Source organism: uncultured Devosia sp., from assembly GCF_913055165.1.
Taxonomy (GTDB): domain Bacteria; phylum Pseudomonadota; class Alphaproteobacteria; order Rhizobiales; family Devosiaceae; genus Devosia.
The window spans coordinates 20294-46068 of the sequence record NZ_CAJXJS010000028.1 but is presented as its reverse complement, the minus strand read 5'-3'; the positions used below and the strand labels follow the sequence as shown (position 1 = coordinate 46068).

Genomic DNA, 25775 nt, shown 5'->3' with positions numbered 1-25775 from the left:
AGCACACCAGAACACACCCCAAGGCCAGCCACGACAAAACCTGACCAACAAGCCAGTTCAACCCGCTGATCAGGCGCGTGAACGCCACCAATATCTGCATTCAAACCCTCCCTGCCCGCTCTTTCCCGGCGGACCCAGGACCGATAGGACGGCAACTGGTGCCATTTCAATGGCCAGCGCACCGGTGGAGCCGACAAAGCGATCCGCACCCCGTAAAACTGGGTAGCGCGACCGGCCACGAAAAAAATCTGCGGCGTCGGGATTAAATTGCGGCGGGCGGTGTTTGTGGTTCTGGAGGCCGCTGTCCGGCCTCGCAACAGGAAGGACAATCCCATGCATTTCCGTTCGCTTCTGGCTGGCGCAACAGCCCTGGCCCTGCTCGCCACCCCTGCACTTTCCGCCGAATATCTCGGTGGTACCGTCATGTCGACCGACATTGGTGGCCAGATGGTGCTCACCGATGCCAATGGCATGACGCTCTATATCTTCGACAAGGACGAGCCCGGCGTCTCCAATTGCTACGACAGCTGCGCCGCCAACTGGCCGCCGCTATTTGCCGATGATGCCGCCATGGCCGAAGGCGACTTCTCGATTGTCGAGCGCACCGACGGCACCAAGATGTGGGCCTACAAGTCCATGCCGCTCTATTACTGGGTCAACGACATGAACCCCGGCGACACCACGGGTGACGGCGTCGGTGGCGTCTGGCATCTTGCCGTTGAATAATCCTGGCTGACGCATAGGAACAATAGGCGTGGTCGATTTTCTCGATGAGCTCGAAGCCAATGTACCGGCCTTGCGCCGCTACGCCCGCGCGCTCACCCGCAATATCGACCGCGCCGATGACCTGGTGCAGGATTGCCTGGAGCGTGCCATCTCCCGCCGTGGGCTGTTTCGCTCCGGCGGGCCGGTGCGCCCCTGGCTCTTCACCATCCTGACCAATCTGCACCGCAACGCCCTGCGCACCGAGCGCCGCCATGGCCCGACCGTGGACATGGACACCTTGCCCGAATTGGGCACGCCGGCGCCGCAGCCGGCCCATATGGCGCTGAACGAGATCGCCCGCGCCATCGATACCCTGCCCCTCGACCAGAAGGAGGCGCTGCTGCTTGTGACCCTGGAAGGGACGCCCTATGCCGAGGCGGCGGCCATTCTGCAAATTCCGCTCGGCACTTTGATGAGCCGGCTGGGCCGCGCCCGCTCCGCCCTGCGCCAGCTGACCGGAGCGACCCATGAGCCGCATCTGAGGACCGTCAAATGAGTGAGATCGATCGCGACAGCTTGATGGCCTATCTCGACAACCAGCTCGGCCCGGACGATCGTGCCGAAATAGAGCGCCAGCTGGCCACCGATCCGGAAGCCGCGACCGAGGCCGCGCTGATGCAGCGACAGGCTGACGCCATCCGCACGCTTTATGGCCCGGCCGCGACCGAGCCGGTGCCCTCGCGCCTTAGCCCTCATCGCCTGGCCCTCGCCGCCCAGCGCCGCCGCTGGCAGGGCCTGGCCCGCGCCGCCATGATTGTGGGTGTCCTGGGCATCGGCATGGCCGCCGGCTGGCTGCTGCGTCCCTGGGCCGACAATCTGGCACTGTACAATCGCCTGATCGCCGACGCGGTCAGCGCCCATACCGTATTCGTAGCTGAGGGCCGCCACGCCGTGGAGGTTGCAGGCGAAGAAACCGACCATCTCTCGAGCTGGCTGTCCAACCGGCTCGGAACCGGACTGGCCATGCCCGACCTCGCCACGGCCGGGTTCAGCTTCCTCGGTGGACGCCTGCTGCCCGCCCCGGCCATTCCCGGCGGTCGCGCAGCCCAGCTGATGTATGAAGATGACACCGGCCAACGGGTGACGCTCTATATCACGCCCAAGACGGGCGTTGACGGCCCCAATCTCGAACTCGTCCGGTTCGGCAGTGACAACGCCCTTTATTGGGCCAATGCCATCATCACCTGTACCATTGTGGGGCCCCAGCCGGTCGATGCCCTTCAGGCCCTGGCAGATAGCGTTTTTTCGCAACTCACCCCGGCAGCAGCACCCGCGCCGGTCTATCGCGAACTCTGACACCTCTCCCTTTGAGGGGAGAGAGCCTTGCCTTCACCCTCGCTTCGGTGCGTTCCGCGGCGGAATGTCGTTCGAATAGATATTGTGCAGCCCGACATTGAGTATGTCGCGCTCGCCGCAGAGCGCCATGGTGGTATCGAGTTCCTTGCGCATGATCTCGAGCACGCGGGTCACACCCGCTTCGCCGCCTGCTCCAAGGCCATACAGCATGGGCCGGCCGATAAAGGTTGATTTCGCCCCATAGGTTAGCGCCTTGATCACGTCCTGCCCGCTGCGAATGCCGCTATCGAGATAGACCTCGGTCTTGTGCCCCACCCGATCCACGATCTCGGGCAACACCCGAATGGTCGAGGGCGCCCCGTCGAGCTGCCGCCCGCCATGGTTGGAAACGACAATCGCATCAGCGCCATTGTCCACCGCCGCCTGCGCATCGTCGGCATCCAGCACGCCCTTGACAATCACCGGCCCGCCGAAGCGCTCCTTGATCCATTTGACATCGCCCCAATTGAGCGTCGGGTCGAATTGCGAAGCCGTCCAGGCCGAAAGCGAGGCCAAGTCATGGTCCCCGCCGACGTGGCCCACAATATTGCGGAACGTGTGCCGCCTGGTGCCCAGCATGCGCAGGCACCAGAGCGGGTGCTGCATCATCTGCCAGATCGAATAGGGCGTGAACTTGGGCGGCGTCGAGAGCCCGTTCTTGATGTCGCGGTGCCGCTGCCCCAGGATCTGCAAATCCATGGTCAGCACCAGCGCCGAGCACTTGGCCGCCTTGGCCCGGTCGATCAGCCGGTTGATGAAGTCGCGGTCGCGCATCACATAGAGCTGGAACCAGAAGGGCGCCGTCGTGTTCTCGGCAATATCCTCGATCGAGCACACACTCATGGTTGAGAGCGAAAAGGGAATGCCGAACTTTTCCGCCGCCTTGGCCGCCTTGATCTCGCCATCGGCCACCTGCATGCCGCCTGTCGCCGCTGGCGCAATCGCCACCGGCATGGCGATCTCCTGGCCCAGCATCTTGACCTTGAGGTTGCGCCCCTCAAGGTTCACCGCCACTTTCTGGTTGAGCTTGATCTTTTGAAAATCGCTCTCGTTCTCCCGATAGGTGCTCTCGGTATACGACCCGCTATCGGCATATTCGAAGAACATTTTCGGCACCCGGCGATGCGCCAGCCGCTTCATCTCGTCAACAGTCAGGACCTTGTCGATGGCGGACATTTTGGGCGCTCCGGCGTGATCTCCAGCCTGCCCTAGCAACTAACATGTTAGCAGTCAATGTGACTTAGGTCTGCCTGTTCCGCCCCACGACAAGCGTCGCAAAGATCACGAGGAACCCGAAGACCACCATGCCGCCGGCCAGAACATGGGCCTTGTCCCATTCGAGCCGCTCGACAAAGTCATAGATGGCAATCGAGAGGACCTTGGTCTGGCCCGGAATATTGCCACCGATCATCAGCACCACGCCGAATTCGCCCATCGTGTGGGCAAAGCTCATGATCGTCCCGACGATATAGCCCGGCCGCGCCAGCGGCAGCACGACGCGCCAGAACCTCTGGATATGCGATGCGCCCAGCGTGTCGGCCGCCTCCAGCACCTCTGTCTCGATGGCGGCAAAGGCATTGCGCAAGGGCTGCACCATGAAGGGCAACGAGGCCACAACCCCGCCGATGACTAGGCCGGCAAAGGAAAAGGCCAGCGTCCGTGCGCCCCACAGGCCGGCAATGGCGCCGCCTGGTCCGTTCGGCCCCAGCGCCAGCAGCAGGTAGAAGCCCAGCACCGTCGGCGGCAGCACCAGCGGTAGCGTCACCATCGCCCCCACGACGTCCCGTCCGCCGCCCCGCCCCCGCGCCAGCCACCAGCTCAAAGGCGTCGCGATCACGACAAGGATCAGCGTGACGCACAGCGCCAGGGCAAGGGTCAGGAGGATCGGAGAGAAAATTGGGGCAAGGTCCATCAGGGGACAGCGTAACCCGCCGCCTCGATCACGGCCACCGCCTTGTCGCTGCGCAAGAAGTCCAGGAACCCGACCGCAGCCGCATTGTCCGCACCCTGCTTGAGCAACACCGCCCCTTGCGCAATCGGCGCATGCAACTCGGTCGGCACCAGCCACACGTCCGGTTTGCCCAGAACCTGGCTTGCCGCCACGAAACCCATTTCGGCATTGCCGCTTTCGATGAACTGCAGCGTCTGGGAGATATTCTCGCCCATGACCAATTTTGGCCCTATGGCATCATAGAGTCCCAGCGCGGTCAGCGCCTCGACCGCTGCCGCGCCATAGGGCGCCGCACCAGGATCGGCAATGGCGAGCTTTTCGAAGTCACCCTCGAGCGCCGCTTCGCCGCCGCTCACATCGCGTCCCGGCGCATAGAGCGCCAATTGTCCTTCAGCGTAAACGAAGAACGAGCCAGCCACACCGAACCCCTCGGCAATCGCCCGTTCCGGCCGCGCCGTATCGGCTGCCAGGAACACGTCGAAGGGTGCCGCCTGGGTGATCTGGGTATAGAGCCCACCGGTCGCGCCAAAGCTCAGGATCAGGTCATGCCCGCTCTCGGCTGCGAACACCGCGGCCAATTCCTCGGCCGCCACCGTGAAATTGGCAGCCACCGCCACATGGGCAGTTTCGGCCAAGGCTGGCAGGGCGGTTGCCGACAGCCCGAGGACAGCAAGGATGAGGCGATTCATCGGACCTTGCCCTCACCACGGTCACCGGCCAGACACCCTCCCCCTTGCGGGGAGGGTTGGGGAGGGGGAGCCGCGCGATGATTGCCGGCGCGACGTTCGAGGGTAGAAACAACGAGAGTGTACACTCCCTCAGGCCTTTGGAGGACGTCAGCATTGGAAATTCGAAGCACATAGAAACCGCGGCCGGTCAGATAGTCATCCCGGGTTTCGTCATTGAGCCGGGCGGCTGGACTGTCGTGGCTGACTCCGTCGATTTCTATGACAAGTCCTGCATGAAGACAGGCGAAATCCACGTAGTAGGGTCCCAACTCAACTTGCTTGCGAAAATGCCAGCCATTGACGCGAAGCGGGTGAATCAGGCGCCAAAAACGGCGCTCGACCGCGCTCGGCTCGCGCCTGAGTTTTCGCCGAAGCTCCTTGCTCACCGTCCCCCTCCCCAACCCTCCCCGCAAGGGGGAGGGTGCCGCATCGTGCCACTTGCGGGACATCGCGACAACCACCGCCACCCTCCTCCTCGCGGGGAGGGTAGTGCAGCTGGGGCGAATAGCCCCTAGCGGAACTAGGGAGGGGGGATGACGGGCCTTATCACTTGGAGCCTGCACAATAGCAGGATTGTACTTGGCCTCCGCCCCCTACCCCCTCAGCGCACTCGCTTCCTTTGCCAGCGCTTCGATCCGCGCAAAATCCCCGCTCGCCAGTGCGTCGGCGGGCATGATCCATGAACCACCCACACAGATCACATTGGGCAGGCCAAGATAGGTCTTGGCCTTGGCGGGGTCGATGCCGCCGGTCGGGCAGAAGGTGATGTCCGGCAGCGGCGAGGCGAAGGCCTTGAGCACCGGTGCACCACCCAGCGCCTCAGCCGGGAAGAATTTCAAGAAGCTGTAGCCGCGCTCGGCCGCCGTCATCGCCTCGGTCGGCGTGCCGATGCCGGGCAGCAGCGGAATGGCGACGTCCTCGGCGGCATCGAGCAGGCGCGGCGAAGCCCCCGGCGACACCATGAAGCGGCAGCCCGCGTCCACGCTCTGCTTCATATGCGCACCGTTGCGCACCGTGCCCGAGCCAACGATGGCGCCGCTCACCTTGGCCATTTCTTCCATGACCTTGAGGGCGTTGGGGGTGCGCAGTGTCACCTCAAGCACCGGCAGTCCGCCCGCCACCAGCGCTTCGGCCAGGGGTCTGGCCTGGCTCACATCGTCCAGGATGATAACCGGCACCACCGGGGCAAGCGAAAGAATGGAGCGGATGGCGTTGGCGTCCTGCGGCATGGCTTTGTCTCTTGGTGGCAAGGAAGGTGGTGTGAGGGTTAGGCGGATGGTGCATTTCCTGCAAGCATTTCCTGCAAGACGATTCATTGAAATGAAAGCCAAAAATACCTAGGTTCCGCCTCGCGCGCGCCGGGCGCGCGAAACCATCGTCCTATCGAGCGTCAGGGCATGCCCATTAGGCTGCCCACTCCCGAAGGCGACACCGGGAGGCTCGAAATGGTGCAGATGATCAATGCGGTGACCCCGCTCACCGAGGCCCGCGCCATTCTGGCCGACAGTTTCGACCTCAAATTCTCCAAGGCCGTCGAGCGCGCCACCGACAAGGTCTTTGATCGCGTCAAGGACAAGATCCCCGAGATCGAATGGCCTTTCTATGCGCCGCTGATTTTCCAGATCAACCGGCTCAAGAAGGAGAAGGACGCCGTCATTCTCGCCCATAACTACCAGACGCCGCAGATCTATCACGGCGTCGCCGATGTGGTGGGCGACAGCCTGCAGCTGGCCGTGGAGGCCACCAAGGTCACCCAGTCGGTCATCGTCCAGTGCGGCGTGCACTTCATGGCCGAGACCTCCAAGCTGCTCAATCCGGAAAAGACCGTCCTCATCCCCGACAGCCGCGCCGGTTGCTCACTCAGCGAGAGCATCACCGCCCAGGACGTCATGGCCATGCGCGCCCAATATCCGGACGCCCCGGTCGTCACCTATGTGAATACGTCTGCTGCCGTGAAGGCGGTGACCGATGTGTGCTGCACCTCTTCGAACGCCCTCGACATCGTCAACAGGGTCGAGGGCGACACCGTCATCATGATCCCCGATCAATATCTGGCGCAGAACACGGCCAAGAAGACGCACAAGAAGATCATCACCTGGGCCGGCGCCTGCGAAGTGCATGAGACCTTCACCGCCGAGGATATTTCCGAGCTGCGCCATGCCTATCCCACGGCCAAGATCATCGCCCATCCGGAATGCCCGCCCGAAGTGATCGACGCGGTCGACTTTGCCGGTTCCACCGCCGCCATGATCGACTGGGTCAAGTCCACCAAGCCGCCGCGCGTCGTCATGGTCACCGAATGCTCCATGTCCGACAATGTGGCCAGCGAAACCACCGGCGTCGATTTCCTGCGCGGCTGCAACATCTGCCCGCATATGAAGCGGATCAATCTCGAAAACGTCCTCTGGTCACTGCACACCATGACCGAGGAAGTCACCATCCCCGACGACATCATCGCCCCCGCGCGCCTCGCAGTCGAACGGATGATCGAACTCAGCCGCAAGGGTGACTAGCTTCGAGCCGTCCCGAAGGGCAAATCGCACCAGTGGAGCGATTTGAGGCGAGAAGGCCATGAGCGCTATGCGTGAATGGCCCAGCCCATCAACACACTGGCTGCCACACCTCCCCCTTGACGGGGGAGGCAAGCGGAGCTTGGCCCGCAGGGCCTTAGCGAAGCTCGGAGGGGGCGCCCACAGGTTCGACTGCAGGGAAGCAAGCTAAGGTGGGGAGTCAGAACCCCACTCACCCCGGCCGCTTCGCAATCAGGTCAATCTCCACCCGTGCCCCCACCGCCAACGCCGTGACCCCGATCGTGGTGCGCGCCGGCAGCTTTCCCGGTTCGAAGAAGCTCGGCCACAGCGCATTGAGCGCCCCGTAGTCTCGCTCGAACTGGGTGAGATAGATCCGCGCCATCGTCACATGCTCGAGCCCCAGCCCGATCCCACCCAGCACGATCTGCAGATTATCCATCACCCGCCGTGTCTGCGCCTCAATGCCCTCGGGCAGTGGCGCGTCGGGTGCTGCCGGGTCCGTCGGCATCTGCCCGGTGACAAAGACGAAACCATCGGTCTCGACCGCATGGCTGAACGGCGCCACCGGACGCGGGCCGGAGGAAATCATGTGATAGAGCAATTCACTCATGGGTGAAGCAACCTCGTACAAATCTGCCCCGCCAGACGACCCCGCCCCTGCCGTCCCTGTCAACCGCCTGTGAACGCACTTGCCCCATCCCGTCGAAAAGGCCAGACTTCCATGCGCGATGAAAGCACTGCTCCGCCTGGTTTTGACGGCAATGCTGCTGGCCGCGGCGCCAACTGCCCCCGGCTTGGCGCAGCCTTTTGGCCAAAGCGCCGAACAGGCAACACGCCTGGAAATCCTGTTCTCGCGCCTTTCCGCGGCCACCGACGCAGAGGCGGCCCGAGCGATCGCCGACGAAATCTGGCAAATCTGGATCCACCCGGACGATCCCGAGCTCGACGCGCGCGTCACGGAAATCATGACGTCCGGCGGCTTTGCCGGTCCGGCCAGCCAGATTCCGCTGATCGACGCGCTGATTGCCGATTATCCCGATTACGCCGAAGGCTGGAACATGCGGGCCACCGCCCATTTTCTGAACGGGGCCTATGACAAATCCCTGGCCGACATCGTGGAAACGCTGGCGCGTGAGCCGCGTCATTTCGGGGCTATGGCCGGTCGGGCCCTCATCTACTACACCCAGGGCAAACGCGATGAAGCGCTTGAGGCCATTCGTGCCGCCCTGGACATTCACCCCTTCCTGCCCGAGCGTATGCTCTTTCCCGAGCTGGGCGATCCGCCCATCCGCAGCTAACCCTTTCAAGAATAGGCAAGACCATGAGTGATGGCGACTATACCATCCACCACGAGCGGGGGCCGACCCGCGGCCGCTATTTCATCAGGCTCGCACCCGGCGCCGAGGCCGAAATGACCTATTCCCGGTCCGGCGATGGCCCCATGATCATCGATCACACAGGGGTGCCCCCAGAGTTCGAGGGTCGCGGCATCGCGCTGCGGCTGGTCAAGGCCTCGGTGGCGGACGCCCGGGATCAGGGGTTCAAGATCACCCCCGTCTGTCCCTATGTGGTCGTCCAGTTTCGCCGCCATCCTGAATGGCGTGATCTCCTGGCCTAGCCAGTTCTGCTCGGAAAGCCCCTAATATCCGTAGCGATATCGGTCGGCAGTCTCCGCCAGGATGGGCTGCAGCGCCTCCCAGCTGACGCGGGCCGTGGGCGCCCCATAGGCATAGGCCGAAATTTCATAGGGCTGGAATTGCACCACCAGTCCATAGGGGTCGGAGACATCCCAGCGAGCGGGGTCGGTGACCACTTCGTTCAGGCCGTCGAGGCTGTCGGGCCAGAGTGCATCACCATGCTCGGCCATGGCCGCCTCGCTCACCAATTGCACCAGTGTCTTTTGCCAGCCCTTGCCCGCGAAGATGTCGCCTGCCTCGAGCCAACGTCCCTCTTCCTTGAGGAAATGCAGATAGGTGATGGTGTAGTTGCCATGTGCGGCGCCATGTCCGTACCAATAGGTATTCACCACCAGCGACAGACGATTATCCGTAATTTCGTGGACACCAATCGAATTGGTTGAATCGCTCGAGCTGTCATCAGACATGTCTTCGGGTCCGCCCTGGCCGGCGAACACACTGGCCATTTTCTGCCCCTCGGCTTCCACGAGCGCATTGAAGCTTTCGGCGAAAGCCTCGTCGCTGTCGATCTGCACCAGCGCCAGCTCGTGCTGCGCCACCGGCCAGTTGGAATCGGGATTGTCCGCCTCATAGGGGTCGGGTGCGGCTGCATAGCGGGAATGCGGATAAACCCGGAGCCCCTCGATCATGCGGCTCATCTCCAGCACGTGGCTGCGGCTGGCAAAGACATCCTTGAGACAGAACAGGCCCCGCTCGTCATAGCTCCCCTGGGTCAAGGGCTCCGCCGTGCGCGTGCAGGCGCGCTGGGCGTAGTCGAGCCACGCCCGCTGGCTGCTGCGCAATTCGGCCAGTGCGGCGTCGGACAACCCGCCAATGGCCGTGGCATAGGTCTTGGCCAATCGCTCATCGGCCCTGGAAAGTTCGGGATCGTCGCAGATGGCGCGCTCGAATGGCGTCGCCGCTTTGGCGCAGTCGAAACTGGCAGCATGCGCACCCTGCGGCAGCGCCCAGATCAGCAGCAGAAAAACTGGCAGAAAGCGGTTCATCTTCGACCCCCTGGACCCTGGCCTGGCACACGATAGCTGCTCATCGGCCGCGCGTCACCAGCCCCGGGCAGCGCCTAACCACGTGCGCTGCGCGGTCCCATGGATAATTCCGCATCGAACACCACCACCATGTTCCGCCCACGCTCCTTGGCCATATAGAGCGCGGTATCGGCCATGTCGACGGCGACATCGAGGCTATCGCCCGCTTCGGCCAGGCACGCCCCGACGCTGACACTCACCGCGATGGCCTTGCCCTGCGGGGCGGTGACGGGGTTTTCGTCGATGGCCAGCATCACCGCGTGCGCGACGGCGCGCAGCCGCTCGGCACTGCATTCTGGGACCAGCACGATGAATTCGTCGCCACCCCAGCGCGCGCAGCAATCCCGCGGCCTGATGGCGCGGCCGATCCGCCCCGCCACCTCGATCACCACCGCATCTCCGGCGGCATGGCCATGCCGGTCATTGATCGCCTTGAAGCGGTCGATATCGACCAGCAGCAGCCCATAGGATCCGGCCTCGCGGGCCTCCGCATGCGCCGCCGCAAAGCCACGCCGGTTCAGAATACCGGTCTGCCCATCCTTGGAAGCAAGCTGCTCCAGCTCCCGGGTACGCTCGCGCACCCGCGCTTCAAGCAGGCGCCTGTTGTCTTCCACTGCCGCGGCCATTTCCGTCAGGCTCGCCGCCAACCGGCCGATTTCGTCCTGCCGGCCGGCGCCCATGGTGAGCGCTGGCGCATAGTCGCCGCCCCGGGCACTGCGCACCACGCTTTCCAGCCTCGTCACCCGGTCCAGCACTGCCCGCTTGAAGACAACCATGGCCAGCGCCGTCACCAGCACCATCACCGCCACCAGCAACAGCCCGATCGGCAGGAACAGGCGCCGATCAATGATCGCGTCCAGATCCATCAGTGTCACATTGTACCAGCCCAGCCGATCGAGATAGCCGACACCCACCAGCGTCTGCTTGCCCGCAATGGTCACGAAGGCCGACTGCGCCAGCGCCTCGCCATCGGTCACGCTTTCCAGCAGCTGTTGCAGCGTCGTCCTGTCGGCCTCGCTGTCGACCATCGAGAAGACGGTGCGCTTGGCCTGCATCGAGGCCGAAAGGCTGGCCAGATTGACCAGGTTCTCGTCGCGATGCGCCTGCACCTGGCCCCGCCGGTCCACGAACATCGAGGTGACACCGCGCTGCGGCACGTTCACCACTTCCTGGATGAAATCGCTGAGGTCGATCCCCGTGCCCAGCACGCCCAGCACATTGCGCCCCTCGCGGATCACGCAATTCATCCAGACCTTGGTCACCCTGAGATTGGCGTCATTGTCGACATTGAGGTGACACCCTTCGCCCAGCGCCTTGGTCGAGAAATACCAGGCATCCCGCGGATTGTCGGCGTCCACCGCATAGCGTAGCTGGTCGCCGGCATAGGCATTGGCCGCGTCGTTGAAATAGTAATTGCCTGAGGCGTCGATGACGAAAAAGTAGGAGTGGTCCGCAAAGCTCTGGCGAAAATGCTCCAGTTCGGCAATGCCCCGCCGCTTCAGCATCGGGTCATCCTCGTTCAATGCCCAGTCGCGGATGGCCTGGCTGCCCGCCAGCGTTTCCGCCAGCGAGACCTCTCGCACCAGCGCCCCCAGGCCGCGATGCCGGTCATAAAGCACCTGCTTTTCGGCAAATAGCGTACCGAGCTGGATGACCGTGGAATTGACCACCCAGTTGAACGCAAAAAATGCCGGCACGGCCACTGCGGCAAAGCCGAGCAGCACGAAAACCAGCACCCTGAGCGAGAGTGTATCGGCTATGGCGCGCCAGAAGCTGAAGATGACCGCCTCGTCCGCAAATGAACAAACGGGTGAACTGTGCCCGCAAACGCCTCAAGAAGCTGTTAACGCTTTGGCAAGTCTGTGTCTCACTTGAGCAATTGCTGCACTGCCGTCAACTCCTCCTGGCGCAGTTCGTGGCCACCCTCGTGCCAGGCCAGTCTGGTGGCGGCCCCGTTGGCCTCGAAATAATCGGCCAGCGCCTGGGTAGCTCCCGCCGGCGCGATCGGATCGCGCCGCCCGGCCGTGATCAGCACCTGACGGCCGCTGAAATCCGCCGCGGCTGGCGAGAAGGGGATGAGCGGATGCATCAAAATCGCGGTGTCGAACAGATCAGGCGCTGCAAACTGCACCGACGCCAGGATATTGGCACCATTGGAATAACCCAAGCCGATCACGCGCGATGCTGAACCCGCTTCCTTCCGCACAAAGGCCGTCATCGCCTCGGTACGCCGGGCCAGATCGTCCATGTCATAGACGCCTTCGCCCGTCCGCCGGAAATAACGCAGCGCCCCATGCTCGCTGACATCGCCGCGCGGCGCCACCCGCCGCACCCCGGGCAGCAATTGGCCGGCCAGTTCGAAGAACTGGTTCTCGTCGCCGCCCGTGCCGTGAAACAGGAAGATCACCGGATCGGTGGCGTCGGCCACCGGATCGGCGCGAAACTGGTAAGAGGACATCGCAACACTCCTTTTGCCGCCGATATTGGCCGTTTCTCCGCCCGCGGCAATGCTTGGACCGGGCCACGCACTGTTGACCATTCCGGAACAATCATCGCCCCAACCCCGATTGCACGGCGATGTGCACCGGTTATGATGGGCTATGTTTCTATCAGTCTTCGATGTGTTCAAGATCGGCATTGGCCCCTCCAGCTCCCACACCATGGGACCGATGACCGCTGCCCGCCGCTTCCTTGACGACCTTGCCGCTGGCACCTGGCCACGCGCCGCCCGCGCCCGCCCCGCCGCCATCACTGCCAGCCTGCATGGCTCGCTGGCCTTTACCGGTATCGGCCATGGCAGTGATCGCGCCGTCATTCTGGGCCTGGCCGGCGAGGACCCTAAAACGGTCGATCCGGACGCCATGGATGCGATCATCGCGACCATCCGCGACACCGGCCGGGTCACCCCGCCTGGCCATGACAGCTATCGCTTCCGCCCCGCGGTCGACCTGGTGCTCGACAAGCAGACGCCCCTGCCCGGTCACCCCAATGGCCTGCAATTCTGCGCTTACGACAGTGACGGCCAACTCCTCCTGCGCCGGGTCTATTATTCCATCGGCGGCGGCTTCGTGGTCACCTCCGAAGAGCTGGAGGCCGTGCGCCAGGCCTCTCCCGCCGATGCCGACGTGCCCTGGCCCTTTGCCGATGCGGCCGAAATGCTCGACATGGCAAGGCGCTCCGGCCTCTCCATCGCCGCCATGAAGCGCGCCAATGAGGAAGCCCGCCTCGCCCGTACGACGCTCGACCGCCAGTTGGACACCATCTGGCAGACCATGTCCGGCTGCATCGATCGCGGTCTCGACCAGCGCGGCGAATTGCCCGGCGGCCTCAAGGTCAAGCGCCGCGCCGCCGCCATTCACGACCAGCTCAGGGACAAATGGCAGCGCAACGAGATAGATCCGTTGATGGCCAATGACTGGCTCAGCGTCTTTGCCATGGCGGTCAATGAGGAGAATGCCGCCGGCGGCCGTGTCGTCACCGCGCCCACCAATGGCGCGGCCGGCGTCATCCCGGCCGTGCTGCGCTACGCCACCCAGTTCAACGCCGGCACTGGCGACGCCGCTATTCGCGATTTCCTGCTCACCGCCGCCGCCATTGGCGGCATCATCAAGCATCGCGCCTCGATCTCCGGCGCCGAAGTCGGTTGCCAGGGCGAAGTGGGTTCGGCCTCCGCCATGGCTGCGGCCGGCCTCTGCGCCATCATGGGCGGCACGCCCGAACAGGTGGAAAACGCCGCCGAAATCGCCCTTGAACACCATCTGGGCATGACCTGCGACCCGGTGGGCGGCCTGGTGCAGATCCCCTGCATCGAGCGCAATGCCTTCGGCGCCGTCAAGGCTGTCACTGCAGCCTCGCTGGCCTTGAAGGGCGACGGCACCCATGCCGTGCCGCTCGACGCCTGCGTCGAAACCATGCGCCAGACCGGCCATGACATGAGCGAGAAATACAAGGAAACCAGCCTTGGCGGTCTCGCGGTCAACGTCGTGGCGTGTTGAAGGCTAGTTCCGATACCCCACATCGATCACCGCATGCCCTTCGGTCAGCCGGGAGACGCAGGCGCACATCTTGTGCCCCTCCGCTTTTTCCTCGGCGCTGAAGAACACGTCGCGATGGTCGATCTGCACCCCATCGCCCATCACCTGCACTGCGCATAGGCCGCACTCCCCGCGCCGGCAATCATGGATCATCTCCACGCCCGCCCCCATCAGCGCATCGAGCAGGGTCTGGTCCGTGCGCACCGGCACGGTGACGCCGCGATTAAGCACTTCAACCGTGAACGGCTTTTCCGCAAACAGCCCGCTATCGCCGAATACCTCATAGCGCAACCGGCTCACCGGCCGCCCCGCGGCCGCCCAGGCCGCTTTCGCCGCTTCCAGCATGCCGATGGGACCACAGAGATAGCATTCCGCATCGGCCGGCAGCGCCGCGAATTCGGCATCCAGATCGACATGCTGGCCCAGCGAATTGTCGCGCAGCACCAGCCGGTCACCCAAGAGCGCCTCCAGCTCGTCGGCAAAGGCCATCAGCCCACGAGAGCGGGCGCCATAGACCACCCGCACCGAAGCGCCCCGCGCCACCAGCGCCTTGGCCATGCCATAGATCGGGGTGATGCCAATGCCCCCGGCCAGCAGCAGATAATGCCCGGCCCGCCAGCTCAGTTCAAACCGGTTTTCCGGCAGGGTCAGGCGCACGTCCTGCCCTTCCTCAAGGCTCCACATATAGCGCGACCCGCCCCGGCTCTGCGGATGGAGCTTGACCGCCACTGCGATCTGTCCCTGTGGCGCCGGGATCACGGTATAGGTGCGATTGGCCGCCTCTCCCCCGATCTCCACCCTGAAATTGCTATGCGAGCCCGCGTCGAACCGTGGCACGGCCCCATCCACGGCAAAGCCGATATAGCGGACATCCTCGGCAATCTGCCGGATCTCCGCTACCTTCGCATCCCGCCACTCCACTCGGTTGCGCATGAGCTTACCCCACTACCAATGACAAAGCCGGCACCCGGCGAATGAGACTGCGATCCTGATCGAGCACGAATTCCAAATTCTGCCGCGCCAGCCGTGCGTGCTCGCGTGCCAGCGCCTCGGCGCGGCCCCCTTCGCGCAGGGCGATGGCCTCGACCATGGCCCGGTGCTGGGTCTGGGCGCCATATAGTGAGCGCCGGAATTCAACCACACCGGCCTGCTTGTCGAGAAAGGCGCTGGGCGAGGCAAAAGGCAGGCTCGTCACCCGCTCGATTTCCCGCCTGATCGTCTGGCTGGCCAGCCCCCAGAGCTTTTCATGGAAGCTGGCATTGAGGTCGACATAACGGTCGAAATCCATGTCCTCGACGTCGCCGCGCAGGGCCTCGTCGAGCCCATCCAGCAAACGCTGCAACTCGCTCATGCGCGCCGGCGGAACCCCGCGTTCGGCCCCCAACCGCAGCGCCAGTCCTTCCAGGGTCCCGCGCAACTCGATCGCATCGATCACTTCCTCGCGCGAAAAGCTGCGCACCGCATAACCGCCCGAGGGAATGGCCTCCACCAGCCCCTCCTGCCCCAGCTGGGCCAGCGCCGCGCGCAACGGCGTCCGCGAAATGCCCAGCCGCTCGACCAGAGCCAGTTCCGATAGCCGGCTGCCGGCCCGGATCTCGCCCGATACGATCAGGTCGCGCACCCCCATCAGGGCGCGCTGTGATTGTGCAGCCCGCTGCGACATCCCGCTCACTCCGCCGCCGTCTGCATCGCGTTTTCCTCCGCGATCATCCGGTCGATCAGCCGCCGCGCCCACATCGAGCCGGCATCGATATTGAGATTGTAGATGACATGGTCCGGATTATCGTCGATCGCCTTCTGCTGGGCTTCGAGAATGCGCTCATCCTCACGGAAGATGGAGGAAACCCCCTCGCGCAATTCATGTGTGCGCGCCTGCTCGTCGAGCTTGTAATTGCGCGCAAAGGCCCAGAAATAGTGGCAGGACTTGTCGGTTTCCGGCGTCATGGTGTTGAGCACAAAGCCATTGACGCCCTGGCTGCGATCACCCTCGGGCGCACCCGTGCCGGTGGGCGCCACGCCCACATCGATGGCAATGGTCGAGGGCGCCTGGAAATTGATGATCTGCCAGCGATCAACATTGCCCGGCTTGCCCAACTGCCCGCGCCAGAACGGGGGCGCATCGATATCGATCATCCAACGGGTAATGGTCGCCGTCGTGTCAGTGTGCGTAGCCTCGAATGGCGCTTCGGCCACCGCGCGATTGCCGATGGACGAGCCATGCACATAGGTTTCGTGCGTCAAATCCATGAGGTTGTCGACCACCAGGCGATAGTCGCATTTGGCGTGGATATATTTGCCGTCTGCGGCCCATTCGGGATCCTGGTTCCAATGCAGATCAGGCACCAGGGCCGGGTCGGCCAGCGCCGGATCGCCCATCCACAGCCAGATGAAGCGATGTTTTTCCACCAATGGGTAGGACTTGACGCAGGCGGATGGATTTATGGTGTCCTGCGACGGCATGTATACACATCGGCCGGTATCGTCGAATTCCAGACCGTGATATCCGCAAATGACATTATCGCCATAGAGCTCGCCCATTGAGAGCGGCAGCAACCGGTGCCAGCAGGCATCGGCCAGCGCAACCGCCGTTCCATCCTGCTTTCTATAGAGAACAACGGGCTTATTGCAGATGGTACGCGCCAGCAAGTCGCGCTTCACCTCGACATCCCAGGCAATCGCATACCAGGTGTTCAGCGGAAATGTGGGCTCGCCCATTGTCTGGTTCCTCCTCCAGCGTCCGCTTCAATGAATACCAATTGTATACAAAAATCAAGAAGGCGATTGCCAAACTTTGGACGAACCGCCAAGACTTCGCCCCGACCAGGAACCGAGGAGGAATCCCCATGGCCGTTTCGAAGCCGCCCTACCATGCCGATGTCGTCGGCTCTTTTTTGCGTCCCGACAGCATCAAGAAGGCCCGCAAGGCGCGCTTTGAAGACAAGACGCTGGGCGCCGATGAGCTCAAGGCCATCGAGGATGAGGCCATCCGCGATGTCATCCGCATGCAGGAAGATGCCGGCCTCAAGGCTGTCACCGATGGCGAATTCCGCCGCGCCTGGTGGCATTTCGACTTCATGGGCATGCTCAACGGCCTCGACATCATCGAGCGCGAGGGCGGCGGCATTCAGTTTCATGGCGTCCACACCAAGCAGGACGTGCCGGTGATCACTGATAAGCTCAGCTTCCCCGCCGATCACCCCATGCTCGAGCACTTCAAGTTCGTCGCCGCCAACACCAAGGTGACCCCGAAGATCTCCATCCCCGGCCCCAGCGCCATCCATTTCCGCATTGCCGATGACGACATCGCCGTTAATGAATACAAGCACGATGCCGAGGCCTATTTCGAGGCTATCACCGCCACCTACAAGGATGCCGTCAAGGCTTTCTACGATGCCGGCTGCCGCTATCTGCAGATGGATGACATCTTCTTTGCCTATCTCTGCGATCCGAAAATCCGCGCCGAGCGCAAGGCCAGGGGCGAGGACCCCGATTGGCTGATCGGGCGCTATGCCAAGATGATGCATGACGCCATCGTCGACCGGCCCGAGGACATGCTGATCGGCATGCATATGTGCCGCGGCAATTTCAAATCCACCTGGGTGGCCGAAGGCGCCTATGACCCGGCGGCCGACGCCATTTTCAACCAGACCGATGTCGATATCTATTTCATGGAATACGACACCGATCGCGCCGGCGGGCTCGAACCCCTGCGCCTCCTGCCCAAGGGCACCAAGCGCGTCCTGCCCGGCTTCATCACCACCAAGACGCCCGAGCTCGAAGACCTCGATGATTTGAAGCGCAAATTCGATGCGGCATCCAAATATGCCGATCTCGACCAGCTCGGCATCGCCCCGCAATGCGGCTTCGCCTCAACCGAAGAAGGCAATGACCTGACCATGGACGACCAGCGCCGCAAGCTCGACCTCGTCGTCAAGACCGCCGAAGCCATATGGGGCGGGGTGTAAAAGCGCACCAGCACCATTTTTGGATTGCCGACACCTCGGCTCCTGTCCTCCCTCCCCCGTGGGGAGGGAAGCGAGATAGGACTTAGCCCTTCGCTAAGTTCGTTGAGTCGAGCAGGGTGGGGGTACTGGTCGGCCGAACAGCTTGTAGATTTTGGATAGGCACATTCCAAAAAGGAAAACCCCAGCAACTCGGCTGAGTTACTGGGGTTCTTTGGTTGCGGGAGTTCGCCCAGAGCTTAGAGAGCTTTATTGCGCTTTTGACATCTTCGATGTCCGCCGTAAGTCAGGGAATCAGCCATGTCCCACTCCTTGAGACGGCCATCACCCCTGTCCATTCGCCTGTCACCTGAAGAGCGTGCCCACCTGGCGGCACGTGCCGGGACACGCCCTCTGGGCGCATATGTCAAAGGTGTGCTGTTCAGTGACAATCCACCCAAGGTCCTGCCCGCGCGTACCGGACATGACCGGCGTCTGCTGGCCCAGCTTGTCGCCGTCATGGGTCGAAGCAGAATTGCGAGTAACGTGGCGGACCTGGCGTCTGCCGCAAGGTCCGGGAGCATAGGCCTGGATGACGAGACTTTGTCCCGCATCATTCAGGCCTGCGACGATATCCGCCTGATGCACGACGCCCTCATGAAGGCCATGGGCAAGCGGGGATAGTCATGATCCTTGTCGGCTCCCAGCGGGGTGGCGCTGCCAGTCTGGCACGCCACCTGATGAATTCTTTTGAGAACGACCATGTGACCGTGCATGAACTGCGCGGGTTCACGGGCAGCAATCTGCGCGATGCGTTTGATGAGGCGCATGCGGTTTCTCTTGGGACGAAATGCCAGCAGTTTCTGTTTTCACTGAGCTTCAACCCACCCAAGGATGCGAAGGCGAGCCTTGATGACCTGCTGCTGGCAGTGGAGCGGGCCGAAAAGACTCTCGGGCTGGAGGATCAGCCGCGCGCCCTTGTCATCCATGAGAAGAATGGCAGACGGCATCTGCATGCCGTCTGGAGCCGTATTGACGCGGAAACCATGAAGGCGATCAACCTGCCCTTCTACAAGTCCAGACTGAACCAGCTCTCGCGCGACCTCTTTCTTGATCACGGCTGGGAGTTGCCTGAGGGATACCAGTCACGGTTCTGGAGGAATCCGCTGAACTTCACACTTGCGGAATGGCAACAGACACAGCGTCTGGGTCTGGATCCGCGTGAAATCAAGCTGATCTTCCGGCGGGCATGGGAGCGGTCTGACAACCTCGCCAGCTTCCGCTCGGCGCTAGAGGAGCATGGATATTACATTGCCAGAGGGGACCGGCGCGGGCATGTCGCGGTCGACCTGAATGGAGAGGTTTTTCCGGTCGCACGGTTTGCGGGCCTGAAAACAAAGGACGTCACCGCCCGGCTGGGGCCTCCTGATCAGCTTGCCGGTGTTGAAGAGACCACGGCCAGGGTACAGAGGCTGCTCGGCGAGCGTGTCCGGTCCATGCTGGAGGAGACGGAGCAGAAGCACGCCCGACGCCTTAAGCCGTTACTGGACCAATACCGCGCACAGGTTCTTGCACAACGGCAGGACCGACAGGATCTGAAGATGGCTCAGGACCTGCGGCGCAGGCGGGAGACCGCAGAGCGTCAAAGCCGCTTCCGCCGGGGTCTTGCCGCCCTGCTGGATTTTCTGACAGGCAGATCGGCACGGATGCGTCGGGAAAACGAGCGTGACGCAGAAGCCTGCAAGCGGCGTGATCATCTTGAGCGCGAGGCAATGATGCATCATCAGCTGGCGGCGCGGCGTTCCCTGCAGAGCAACATCGCGCAGCTGCGGGCACGGCATCAGAAAGTCATGGTCAATATAGCGTGCCAGATTGCCCGTCTGATCGACGCTCGCACGCCCGGCAGGCAGCGCGGAAGCGAATTTGAGCGTGGACCGTCCCTCTAGCGGGATCGGCTTTGGTTGAATTCCTGTTTCAGGGATTTTCCATCCTTGCCCCAGTGATCCGGCTTGCGGGTAACACCGTCATAGGCCCGGCCATTGTCGAGCGTCATCAGATTTTCGACCAGCTTTCGCCTGTCTTTCATCTGGGTCTCGTCCAGCCGCTTCATTTTCTGCTTCTCGAAACGACTGGTTTCTTTGGCCCCCAGAACGATCAGGTTTTCCCGTGGGCTTGCCGGAGTGACCTCTTCGAGGGCGGTTTTCGTTTCCCTTCCCCTCTTCATCATGGCTTCGACTTCTTCTTTGTGAATCCGCTTCTCCCGGACCGTACCATGCTCCAGCGCCTGCCTGTCCGTATGCTGATTTGCAAATGCCGTAATGCGGTCGAGACGCTCGCGTTCAAGCGTCTTCTCTTTCCCGGCCCTTTCCTGCGCGCATTGGTGTTCGAACGTCCGGTATATCCACAGTTTCTCCGGATCATTGAGTTTTTTCAGACCAGTCTCAACGGCGGTCCTGTCGTCCATAATACTGATTTTATTGAAGTTTTCTTTGAGGTCCGTCATAGTGGCACCTGCGAGGAAACATGGCGGAAAAATACGATCATAAGGCGGAATTCAAAGCCGCGTACAAAAAACTGGGCGAAGACATTCAGGACAGTATCGAGCGTGCGGCACGCAATGGTGTCCCCGACCTTCTGATCGCCGACCAGCTTCTTTATGTCTCGCTGAAAATGATCGTGACGTACCTCGAATACGGCTACGAAGAAGACAATGTGCGCACATGGACAACAGGCGCGTATACGGCCTCCAGGGACAATTACTTTGGCAAGCCTGGTCGCCCCAGTTTCAGCGGCCATATTCACAGCGCTGGCGGTGACCCGGTGAGCCGGTTCACCGAAATGACCGCCATGAGCATTGCGACACGGCAGGCACGTGAGGAACTGCTGGAAATAGCGCGATCCTACGTGGGCACCCTGTTCCCGGGTGAGCTGTGCGGGCCGATCATCACACGGGCATGCGAGCTTGGATTGCGTGCGCGCGACGCCAGCATCACCCGGTGGAATGAAGCGATTTTCAAAACAATTGAACGGTTCGAGGCCGGGGAGTTGCGCGATGACGGGCAGTTGCTGGCCGTTGTTGCCAACCGCAGTCTCTCGGCAGGCACACGCCCTCCGGTAGAATAGAGGGTCGACTGCAACCCTCATGATCAATTTCAGTTTCACTCAGGGCGTTTCTTCGCCAGTCCTGCGGCACAACAGTCTTGACGCCCCCCTGATATTTGCCAACTAGATACCGCCATTCATCCGGGGGACATTCTGTATGGCACAGCAATTCCCGCCACGCGGATTTGGTCCTGATGCTGGTGAGACTGCGCCTGACCGGCGCTGGGGCAATGCCTCAAAGCTCAGCGCGCGATGGGACTATTCGGGGCGAAAGATTCTGCTCGGCTCTCATGAAGGCCGGGAAATCGGCGATCCGGATGCAGAAGGTTTTCCGGCGGGCTCGGGTGACGACCGCCATATTGTCACCATCGCAGGCACACGTGCAGGAAAGTCCAGCACGGTACTGGTGCCAAATCTCAGGCGCTATCCCGGATCGGTCGTTGTTATTGATCCCAAGGGAGAACTTGCGGAGACCACGGCGCATGCGCGCAGGCGCTTTGGTGACGTTCATATTCTGGATCCATTCAGGATCACCTCGGAGAAATGCCGGGAATTCTGCTCATCGTACAATCCATTCAGTGAGCTGACAGAGGCACCGGATCACCTCAAGCCTGCCAATGCCGCACTGATTGCGGATGCTCTGATCGTGCATGTCGGCAATAGTGAGACGCACTGGACAGACGCTGCGCGCAACTTCATCCGTGGGCTGGTGCTGCATCTGCTGGAGGACCCACTGGAGGCCAGGCTCGGGAAGCTGCGCGAATATCTCTCGTCCGATACGGAGGAACTGATTGGCCTGATCGAGGACATGGCAGGAAACGACGTCTTTGATGGTATTGTCGCCAATACCGGTCGGGCGTTTCGTGCCAAGCTGGAAAACGGACAGCCATCCCGTGAACTTCAGTCGATCATGTCGACCGCGAACGAGCAGACCTGGCCTCTGGATGATGTCACGCATGTTTCGGACGGGCATGATTTCTACCTGTCGTCGCTCAGCGAGAAGCCGATGACAGTCTACCTGGTGCTGCCGGCGTCCCGACTTGCCACGCATGCAAAGTGGCTGCGGCTGATGATCAACCTGACCATTACGGCTATTGAACAGAAGCCGGTGAGAGGGTTGCGGGCCGGAGCATTGCCGATCTGGCTGGTACTGGAAGAGTTTGCAGCGCTTGGCAATCTGCGCTCTATCGAGACCGCCGCGGGCTTTATGGCAGGCATGGGCTGCAAGCTGTGGGTGGTGCTGCAGGACCTTACGCAGCTCAAGACCCATTATCCGAATTCCTGGGAGACGTTCCTGGGCAATGCCGGGATTCTCCAAGCCTGGTCCAATGTCGATGCGACCACAACGGAGTATCTTTCAAAGCTGATTGGCCAGACCACCATTCTGGAGACCCGCTTCGATACTGTGGGTGAGAGCGGCCAGCAGCGTGGCGATACCGGCGAGCGCACCCAGTTCCGGACGGTGCCGCTGCTGGATGCTGCCGAGGTCGGATATTTCCTTGCCCGTGAAACGGGTCGGCAGCTGATCCTGTCACCGGGGCGTCCGCCCCTTTTCCTTGAACGCCTCAAACCAGACACGGAAGGTGCATGAGCATGAGCAGGACTTTCAGCTGTGAGCCAATCCGTGAGGCTGATGCGGCGGGAAAGCTGCAGAAAGCGGGCATGCGCTGGACAGAGTCTGCGGGCATACGCGGTGGCACCAACGGGGTTCTGATGGGCGTCATGTTTGTCCTGGCGCTGCTGGCAGCGCTCGCCAGTCTGATGGCAGCTGCCGGAGGCGCTGGCGGGATTGGCGTTTTTGGTGCCCTTGCCTTCGGGGGATTTGCGCTGTTCTTTGCCAGATAGGTTTTCGGGGCGCTGCCACAGCGTTCGGTGGTGTTTGAACAGGATGGCTCGATCAGTGTTCCCGCTGGCATTCCAAAAAAGCCGGATGCGCGGACTCTTGAATACCGGCAGACGGATATCAACACGATCGAGGTCGGTCCCAATCCGACGGCCAGTTCCCTTCAATGGGTACGCGGCGTCCGTCTAGTGATGAATGATGGCATGGCCGTGAATGTTGGCGGGGAACTGCATGAGGGAGAGGCACGCCGGATTGCGGTGGGCCTGAGCAATGCGCTCCTGGAGATGAAAGCGAACAACGGGAAGTCCGAGGCGATGAGGAATGCCGCCCGGTACTACGGGGCTGGACCCGGATCGGACAGTGACTCCGATCTGATCGACTGAGATTCGCCCCACATCCTGCCCGCGAATTCCCGTTCCTCCGCGCCCAGCGCATCCGTGTAGATGGCCGTTGTGGCGATATCGGCATGACCGAGCCAGCGCTGGACGAGATTGAGGGGGACGCCACTTCGGATGGCGTGGATGCCAAAACCATGCCGAAGGCCCTTGGGCGTGGCGTGAATGCCCTGCCCGATGCCAGCGGCCTGCATGACGGACTTTATCCGCTGCCAGGCGGTACTGCGGGAGATGGGCCAGAGACGTGCGTCACCAGAAGGTATCATCACCAGAAACCGCGCAATCACATCATCCGGCAGTGGCACGGTGCGGATGACGACAGCACCGCGCTTCTTGAGGGAGCGGAACGCGATGCAGCGCTCCCCGTGATCAATGCCCGCTGCTGCCAGCGCCAGTGCTTCGGAGATTCTGCAGCCGGAATAAGCCAGCAGCAGGCATAGCGTCCCGACTGATGGATCAGGCCATGTCCAGGCCGTTTCAATGAAGCGTTGCCGCTCATCGGGCGTGAGATATTTGCGCCTGCCATCCGGGGCGCGGAGTGATGGTTGTGGGGTAAAACGCAGGCTCATGTCGTCTGTTTCCGGCGTCCTCGCCACCGGGAATACACGACACTCTGTCCTATTCTGTTCGGGCTTCCGCCTTCACCGCTGCAACCCGCAGATTACAACAGGTTCCGGACCGCCTTCCGATTGGAAGATAACAGCACGGGATTGAGTCAACAATAAGATTCAAAGCTAAATCAGGAGCTTAAACAGAATAGGACATTCTGTCTGACGCTTCCTGATGCCCTTCCGGTGACCCGTATTCATGCGCACTGGGAGAAAGTCATGTCGCACGAAGAAGCCACCCGCCGGAACGTCCAGGAGCAGTTCCAGCAGAACCCGAACCTTCAGAAGGTCGAGCCGCACCAGGTGGGAGATTATCGCACCGCTGAGATCATCAATTCCGAGATCGAGCGGCAACGCCAGCAGCAACAGGAACGCCGGTAACGGCAAAGCATCACGCGCGCGGAAGCTTTAACGGCTTCCGCGTTTTCGTCTTTGAGGGAGACAATCTTTGAACACAGGAATTCTGATGATGCGCGCCGCGCTGATTGCGGGCGTGGCCGTCACCTTGGCTGCCTGCTCCGGGGAACCGGGCGGCAATGACATGAAGCAGGCCATCCGCAACAACCAGATGGTGATGGCCCAGATGCAGATGCTGGCTCAGACGGGCGGGGCCAGCGTGACGGCAAGCCAGATGCTCGACGCATCGGAAGTGGAGAAAGGCAGCTGCATGGAGGCGCAGAACCAGCCCGGCTTTGTCTGCGATTTCCGGGTGAACGCCACGGTGGGCGGCCAGCGCCAGACCGGCCAGTGGAGCAAGGCCCGGTTTTTCAATGCCGATGGCTGGCAGATGGAACAGGTGCGGTAAGGGAGAGAGACGATGAAGCTTGTACGATCCGCCGCGCTTGCGGTGATGATGGGGGCTGCGCCCTCTGCCCTTGCCCAGCCCGTGTTTCCTGTGAGTGTGGAGGTGATGGACATTGGTGTCGGTCTGCCGGATGGACAGACGATGGATGTGGCCGGGTTCTATCCCGGCCAGCCTGCCGACGAAGCCTTCGCAACTGCACAGGAATTCTACGCAGCGCAGGGTGCCAATCCGCCCTATGTGGTGGAAGCCTCGCTGGAGTTTGCCGATACGCCGTTCATTCTTGGCATTGGACCGAGCGGCATGATGCGCACCGAGACCTATGATGATGTCTACGCGGTGTTCTCGACCAATGGCAGTGGCAACCAGCTGGTCACGCTGTTCCGGGATGTGCGCTATGGCAGCGAGTATCCGAATGCTGACGCCACACTACAGGCCATCATCGACAAATACGGACCGCCGGGCAGCGACAGTGGAGAATTCCGGGAGAATTCTGCGCGGGTGATTGAGTATGGATTCCTCGATGGCGCGGCAAAAACCGGCGATGGCGTGATTTGCCCGTCCCTGAATGCATTGCGCACCTTCCAGCCCCGCAACGGCCATGACCTCAACACATTGCGCCAGCTGACCTTCCGGGCGGCCGAGAACAATCTCAATGTCTACAACCCGCAGGACCGGTGTGATGTGTATCTGCGGATCGAAATTGGCCCCGGCTATGAGAATGGCCGCAACAACCCGGATATTGTGGGCTCGATGAAGATGTTCGTGATTGATGCCGCGCGGTTCGAGTCTGCCAATGCGCGGGATAATGCGGCGCAAAGGGAGTTGCAGGAACTGGCGGCGGGCCAGAGGTCACAGGGCGCGGGTGCCCCGAAGCTGTAGGGAGTGACTGAAAGAAAAGGAATGGAGAAAGGGTTCAGGTCCCCCTGAAACCCTGCCCGTCGGCGAGACCGGGGGTGCGGGGATCAAGGGAGGGGGATCGCCCGGTCTGCACGGCAGGAAGACCGGGGACACCCTT

At 62.1% G+C, this 25775-nt stretch carries 30 protein-coding genes; 16 read left to right on the top strand and 14 right to left on the bottom strand.

The features are described 5' to 3' along the window. The first annotated feature begins 333 nt into the window (after positions 1-333). The 3 genes from QZ564_RS10905 to QZ564_RS10895 are packed head-to-tail and all read left to right on the top strand — an operon-like array spanning position 334 to position 2061. Positions 334-726: a hypothetical protein gene (locus QZ564_RS10905; protein ID WP_297109239.1), complete on the top strand. Its 393-nt coding sequence runs from the start codon at positions 334-336 to the stop codon at positions 724-726. A gap of 28 nt (positions 727-754) precedes the next feature. Next, positions 755-1261, top strand: a complete 507-nt coding sequence (locus tag QZ564_RS10900) for a sigma-70 family RNA polymerase sigma factor (protein WP_297109237.1) — start codon at positions 755-757, stop codon at positions 1259-1261. Further along, positions 1258-2061 (top strand): anti-sigma factor, encoded by an 804-nt coding sequence (locus QZ564_RS10895; protein WP_297109234.1) that lies wholly within the window; start codon positions 1258-1260, stop codon positions 2059-2061. Before QZ564_RS10900 ends, QZ564_RS10895 begins: the two co-directional genes overlap by 4 nt. A 33-nt stretch (positions 2062-2094) precedes the next feature. Here the strand turns inward: QZ564_RS10895 and QZ564_RS10890 are convergent, their stop codons facing one another. From QZ564_RS10890 to eda, 5 genes are all read right to left on the bottom strand, one after another. Further along, complete coding sequence (locus tag QZ564_RS10890; protein ID WP_297109251.1) at positions 2095-3267, bottom strand: alpha-hydroxy acid oxidase; 1173 nt, start codon at positions 3265-3267, stop codon at positions 2095-2097. A gap of 73 nt (positions 3268-3340) precedes the next feature. Beyond that, the gene (gene modB / locus QZ564_RS10885) at positions 3341-4012 is read right to left on the bottom strand and encodes a molybdate ABC transporter permease subunit (protein ID WP_297109231.1); all 672 of its coding nucleotides are present in this window, start codon (positions 4010-4012) and stop codon (positions 3341-3343) included. Beyond that, positions 4012-4740 carry a molybdate ABC transporter substrate-binding protein gene (gene modA, locus QZ564_RS10880; protein WP_297109228.1) on the bottom strand — a complete coding sequence of 243 codons (729 nt, stop codon included), beginning with the start codon at positions 4738-4740 and terminating at the stop codon, positions 4012-4014. Before modA ends, modB begins: the two co-directional genes overlap by 1 nt. After that, positions 4737-5165 carry an endonuclease domain-containing protein gene (locus QZ564_RS10875; protein WP_297109225.1) on the bottom strand — a complete coding sequence of 143 codons (429 nt, stop codon included), beginning with the start codon at positions 5163-5165 and terminating at the stop codon, positions 4737-4739. Before QZ564_RS10875 ends, modA begins: the two co-directional genes overlap by 4 nt. Before the next feature lie 207 nt (positions 5166-5372). After that, a complete protein-coding gene (gene eda / locus QZ564_RS10870) occupies positions 5373-6008 on the bottom strand; it encodes a bifunctional 4-hydroxy-2-oxoglutarate aldolase/2-dehydro-3-deoxy-phosphogluconate aldolase (RefSeq protein ID WP_297109221.1) in 636 nt (211 codons plus the stop codon). A gap of 225 nt (positions 6009-6233) precedes the next feature. Here eda and nadA point away from each other — a divergent pair, with 225 nt between their 5' ends. Continuing rightward, complete coding sequence (gene nadA, locus QZ564_RS10865; protein WP_297109248.1) at positions 6234-7292, top strand: quinolinate synthase NadA; 1059 nt, start codon at positions 6234-6236, stop codon at positions 7290-7292. Between the two features lie 229 nt (positions 7293-7521). On the opposite strand, the gene QZ564_RS10860 is transcribed toward nadA, so the two are convergent. Further along, on the bottom strand, positions 7522-7911 hold the full coding sequence (locus tag QZ564_RS10860) for a RidA family protein (RefSeq protein WP_297109245.1): 390 nt from the start codon (positions 7909-7911) through the stop codon (positions 7522-7524). 127 nt (positions 7912-8038) lie between these two features. Between QZ564_RS10860 and QZ564_RS10855 the strand changes: the two genes are divergently transcribed. Beyond that, a complete protein-coding gene (locus QZ564_RS10855) occupies positions 8039-8608 on the top strand; it encodes a tetratricopeptide repeat protein (RefSeq protein WP_297109217.1) in 570 nt (189 codons plus the stop codon). Positions 8609-8631: 23 nt separating this feature from the next. Beyond that, a complete protein-coding gene (locus tag QZ564_RS10850; RefSeq protein ID WP_297109214.1) occupies positions 8632-8928 on the top strand; it encodes a GNAT family N-acetyltransferase in 297 nt (98 codons plus the stop codon). Between the two features lie 21 nt (positions 8929-8949). On the opposite strand, the gene QZ564_RS10845 is transcribed toward QZ564_RS10850, so the two are convergent. The 3 genes from QZ564_RS10845 to QZ564_RS10835 all read right to left on the bottom strand — a co-directional run bounded on the left by QZ564_RS10845 (position 8950) and on the right by QZ564_RS10835 (position 12490). Next, positions 8950-9993: a DUF3298 domain-containing protein gene (locus QZ564_RS10845; RefSeq protein WP_297109211.1), complete on the bottom strand. Its 1044-nt coding sequence runs from the start codon at positions 9991-9993 to the stop codon at positions 8950-8952. A 74-nt stretch (positions 9994-10067) separates the two neighbouring features. Beyond that, complete coding sequence (locus tag QZ564_RS10840; protein ID WP_297109208.1) at positions 10068-11756, bottom strand: diguanylate cyclase; 1689 nt, start codon at positions 11754-11756, stop codon at positions 10068-10070. A 143-nt stretch (positions 11757-11899) separates the two neighbouring features. Beyond that, a complete protein-coding gene (locus QZ564_RS10835; protein WP_297109205.1) occupies positions 11900-12490 on the bottom strand; it encodes an alpha/beta hydrolase in 591 nt (196 codons plus the stop codon). Positions 12491-12632: 142 nt separating this feature from the next. Between QZ564_RS10835 and QZ564_RS10830 the strand changes: the two genes are divergently transcribed. Further along, positions 12633-14027: an L-serine ammonia-lyase gene (locus QZ564_RS10830; RefSeq protein ID WP_297109201.1), complete on the top strand. Its 1395-nt coding sequence runs from the start codon at positions 12633-12635 to the stop codon at positions 14025-14027. 3 nt (positions 14028-14030) lie between these two features. On the opposite strand, the gene QZ564_RS10825 is transcribed toward QZ564_RS10830, so the two are convergent. Genes QZ564_RS10825 through QZ564_RS10815 form a run of 3 tightly spaced genes read right to left on the bottom strand, consistent with a single transcriptional unit; the run spans position 14031 to position 16781 of the window. After that, complete coding sequence (locus QZ564_RS10825; RefSeq protein WP_297109197.1) at positions 14031-14999, bottom strand: PDR/VanB family oxidoreductase; 969 nt, start codon at positions 14997-14999, stop codon at positions 14031-14033. A 4-nt stretch (positions 15000-15003) separates the two neighbouring features. Then, positions 15004-15729, bottom strand: a complete 726-nt coding sequence (locus QZ564_RS10820) for a GntR family transcriptional regulator (RefSeq protein WP_297109195.1) — start codon at positions 15727-15729, stop codon at positions 15004-15006. A 5-nt stretch (positions 15730-15734) separates the two neighbouring features. Continuing rightward, complete coding sequence (locus QZ564_RS10815) at positions 15735-16781, bottom strand: aromatic ring-hydroxylating dioxygenase subunit alpha (RefSeq protein ID WP_297109192.1); 1047 nt, start codon at positions 16779-16781, stop codon at positions 15735-15737. A 128-nt stretch (positions 16782-16909) separates the two neighbouring features. Here QZ564_RS10815 and QZ564_RS10810 point away from each other — a divergent pair, with 128 nt between their 5' ends. The 3 genes from QZ564_RS10810 to QZ564_RS10800 all read left to right on the top strand — a co-directional run bounded on the left by QZ564_RS10810 (position 16910) and on the right by QZ564_RS10800 (position 19953). After that, positions 16910-18031: a 5-methyltetrahydropteroyltriglutamate--homocysteine S-methyltransferase gene (locus tag QZ564_RS10810; RefSeq protein WP_297109188.1), complete on the top strand. Its 1122-nt coding sequence runs from the start codon at positions 16910-16912 to the stop codon at positions 18029-18031. A 297-nt stretch (positions 18032-18328) separates the two neighbouring features. Further along, positions 18329-18691, top strand: coding sequence for a hypothetical protein (locus QZ564_RS10805; protein ID WP_297109185.1), 363 nt, complete (start codon positions 18329-18331; stop codon positions 18689-18691). 2 nt (positions 18692-18693) lie between these two features. After that, positions 18694-19953 carry a relaxase/mobilization nuclease domain-containing protein gene (locus QZ564_RS10800; protein WP_297109182.1) on the top strand — a complete coding sequence of 420 codons (1260 nt, stop codon included), beginning with the start codon at positions 18694-18696 and terminating at the stop codon, positions 19951-19953. On the opposite strand, the gene QZ564_RS10795 is transcribed toward QZ564_RS10800, so the two are convergent. Further along, positions 19950-20510 (bottom strand): hypothetical protein, encoded by a 561-nt coding sequence (locus tag QZ564_RS10795; RefSeq protein ID WP_297109180.1) that lies wholly within the window; start codon positions 20508-20510, stop codon positions 19950-19952. The two genes, QZ564_RS10800 and QZ564_RS10795, sit on opposite strands and share 4 nt — an antisense overlap. 20 nt (positions 20511-20530) lie before the next feature. On the opposite strand from QZ564_RS10795, the gene QZ564_RS10790 reads away from it, so the two are divergent. From QZ564_RS10790 to QZ564_RS10780, 3 genes are all read left to right on the top strand, one after another. Then, positions 20531-21130: a hypothetical protein gene (locus QZ564_RS10790; RefSeq protein ID WP_297109177.1), complete on the top strand. Its 600-nt coding sequence runs from the start codon at positions 20531-20533 to the stop codon at positions 21128-21130. Positions 21131-21266: 136 nt separating this feature from the next. Next, on the top strand, positions 21267-22700 hold the full coding sequence (locus QZ564_RS10785) for a type IV secretory system conjugative DNA transfer family protein (protein WP_297109174.1): 1434 nt from the start codon (positions 21267-21269) through the stop codon (positions 22698-22700). Between the two features lie 2 nt (positions 22701-22702). Next, positions 22703-22954 carry a hypothetical protein gene (locus QZ564_RS10780; RefSeq protein ID WP_297109171.1) on the top strand — a complete coding sequence of 84 codons (252 nt, stop codon included), beginning with the start codon at positions 22703-22705 and terminating at the stop codon, positions 22952-22954. Between the two features lie 332 nt (positions 22955-23286). Here the strand turns inward: QZ564_RS10780 and QZ564_RS10775 are convergent, their stop codons facing one another. Further along, positions 23287-23916: a tyrosine-type recombinase/integrase gene (locus tag QZ564_RS10775; RefSeq protein ID WP_297109167.1), complete on the bottom strand. Its 630-nt coding sequence runs from the start codon at positions 23914-23916 to the stop codon at positions 23287-23289. A 258-nt stretch (positions 23917-24174) separates the two neighbouring features. Here QZ564_RS10775 and QZ564_RS10770 point away from each other — a divergent pair, with 258 nt between their 5' ends. The 3 genes from QZ564_RS10770 to QZ564_RS10760 all read left to right on the top strand — a co-directional run bounded on the left by QZ564_RS10770 (position 24175) and on the right by QZ564_RS10760 (position 25639). Then, entirely contained in the window at positions 24175-24336 is a 162-nt protein-coding gene (locus QZ564_RS10770) for a hypothetical protein (protein WP_297109164.1), read from the top strand. A 67-nt stretch (positions 24337-24403) separates the two neighbouring features. Continuing rightward, positions 24404-24760 (top strand): hypothetical protein, encoded by a 357-nt coding sequence (locus QZ564_RS10765; RefSeq protein ID WP_297109161.1) that lies wholly within the window; start codon positions 24404-24406, stop codon positions 24758-24760. Positions 24761-24772: 12 nt separating this feature from the next. Continuing rightward, positions 24773-25639, top strand: a complete 867-nt coding sequence (locus QZ564_RS10760; RefSeq protein WP_297109158.1) for a hypothetical protein — start codon at positions 24773-24775, stop codon at positions 25637-25639. The last annotated feature ends 136 nt before the right edge of the window (positions 25640-25775 follow it).

What these genes read in the sequence shown, in the direction of transcription:
- QZ564_RS10905 (WP_297109239.1), top strand. Translation starts at nt 334, where the DNA reads ATGCATTTCCGTTCGCTTCTGGCTGGCGCAACAGCCCTGGCCCTGCTC.
- QZ564_RS10895 (WP_297109234.1), top strand. Translation starts at nt 1,258, where the DNA reads ATGAGTGAGATCGATCGCGACAGCTTGATGGCCTATCTCGACAACCAG.
- modB (WP_297109231.1), bottom strand. Translation starts at nt 4,012, where the DNA reads ATGGACCTTGCCCCAATTTTCTCTCCGATCCTCCTGACCCTTGCCCTG.
- modA (WP_297109228.1), bottom strand. Translation starts at nt 4,740, where the DNA reads ATGAATCGCCTCATCCTTGCTGTCCTCGGGCTGTCGGCAACCGCCCTG.
- eda (WP_297109221.1), bottom strand. Translation starts at nt 6,008, where the DNA reads ATGCCGCAGGACGCCAACGCCATCCGCTCCATTCTTTCGCTTGCCCCG.
- nadA (WP_297109248.1), top strand. Translation starts at nt 6,234, where the DNA reads ATGATCAATGCGGTGACCCCGCTCACCGAGGCCCGCGCCATTCTGGCC.
- QZ564_RS10855 (WP_297109217.1), top strand. Translation starts at nt 8,039, where the DNA reads ATGAAAGCACTGCTCCGCCTGGTTTTGACGGCAATGCTGCTGGCCGCG.
- QZ564_RS10850 (WP_297109214.1), top strand. Translation starts at nt 8,632, where the DNA reads ATGAGTGATGGCGACTATACCATCCACCACGAGCGGGGGCCGACCCGC.
- QZ564_RS10845 (WP_297109211.1), bottom strand. Translation starts at nt 9,993, where the DNA reads ATGAACCGCTTTCTGCCAGTTTTTCTGCTGCTGATCTGGGCGCTGCCG.
- QZ564_RS10835 (WP_297109205.1), bottom strand. Translation starts at nt 12,490, where the DNA reads ATGTCCTCTTACCAGTTTCGCGCCGATCCGGTGGCCGACGCCACCGAT.
- QZ564_RS10830 (WP_297109201.1), top strand. Translation starts at nt 12,633, where the DNA reads ATGTTTCTATCAGTCTTCGATGTGTTCAAGATCGGCATTGGCCCCTCC.
- QZ564_RS10825 (WP_297109197.1), bottom strand. Translation starts at nt 14,999, where the DNA reads ATGCGCAACCGAGTGGAGTGGCGGGATGCGAAGGTAGCGGAGATCCGG.
- QZ564_RS10820 (WP_297109195.1), bottom strand. Translation starts at nt 15,729, where the DNA reads ATGTCGCAGCGGGCTGCACAATCACAGCGCGCCCTGATGGGGGTGCGC.
- QZ564_RS10815 (WP_297109192.1), bottom strand. Translation starts at nt 16,781, where the DNA reads ATGGGCGAGCCCACATTTCCGCTGAACACCTGGTATGCGATTGCCTGG.
- QZ564_RS10810 (WP_297109188.1), top strand. Translation starts at nt 16,910, where the DNA reads ATGGCCGTTTCGAAGCCGCCCTACCATGCCGATGTCGTCGGCTCTTTT.
- QZ564_RS10805 (WP_297109185.1), top strand. Translation starts at nt 18,329, where the DNA reads ATGTCCCACTCCTTGAGACGGCCATCACCCCTGTCCATTCGCCTGTCA.
- QZ564_RS10800 (WP_297109182.1), top strand. Translation starts at nt 18,694, where the DNA reads ATGATCCTTGTCGGCTCCCAGCGGGGTGGCGCTGCCAGTCTGGCACGC.
- QZ564_RS10795 (WP_297109180.1), bottom strand. Translation starts at nt 20,510, where the DNA reads ATGACGGACCTCAAAGAAAACTTCAATAAAATCAGTATTATGGACGAC.
- QZ564_RS10790 (WP_297109177.1), top strand. Translation starts at nt 20,531, where the DNA reads ATGGCGGAAAAATACGATCATAAGGCGGAATTCAAAGCCGCGTACAAA.
- QZ564_RS10785 (WP_297109174.1), top strand. Translation starts at nt 21,267, where the DNA reads ATGGCACAGCAATTCCCGCCACGCGGATTTGGTCCTGATGCTGGTGAG.
- QZ564_RS10780 (WP_297109171.1), top strand. Translation starts at nt 22,703, where the DNA reads ATGAGCAGGACTTTCAGCTGTGAGCCAATCCGTGAGGCTGATGCGGCG.
- QZ564_RS10775 (WP_297109167.1), bottom strand. Translation starts at nt 23,916, where the DNA reads ATGAGCCTGCGTTTTACCCCACAACCATCACTCCGCGCCCCGGATGGC.
- QZ564_RS10770 (WP_297109164.1), top strand. Translation starts at nt 24,175, where the DNA reads ATGTCGCACGAAGAAGCCACCCGCCGGAACGTCCAGGAGCAGTTCCAG.
- QZ564_RS10760 (WP_297109158.1), top strand. Translation starts at nt 24,773, where the DNA reads ATGAAGCTTGTACGATCCGCCGCGCTTGCGGTGATGATGGGGGCTGCG.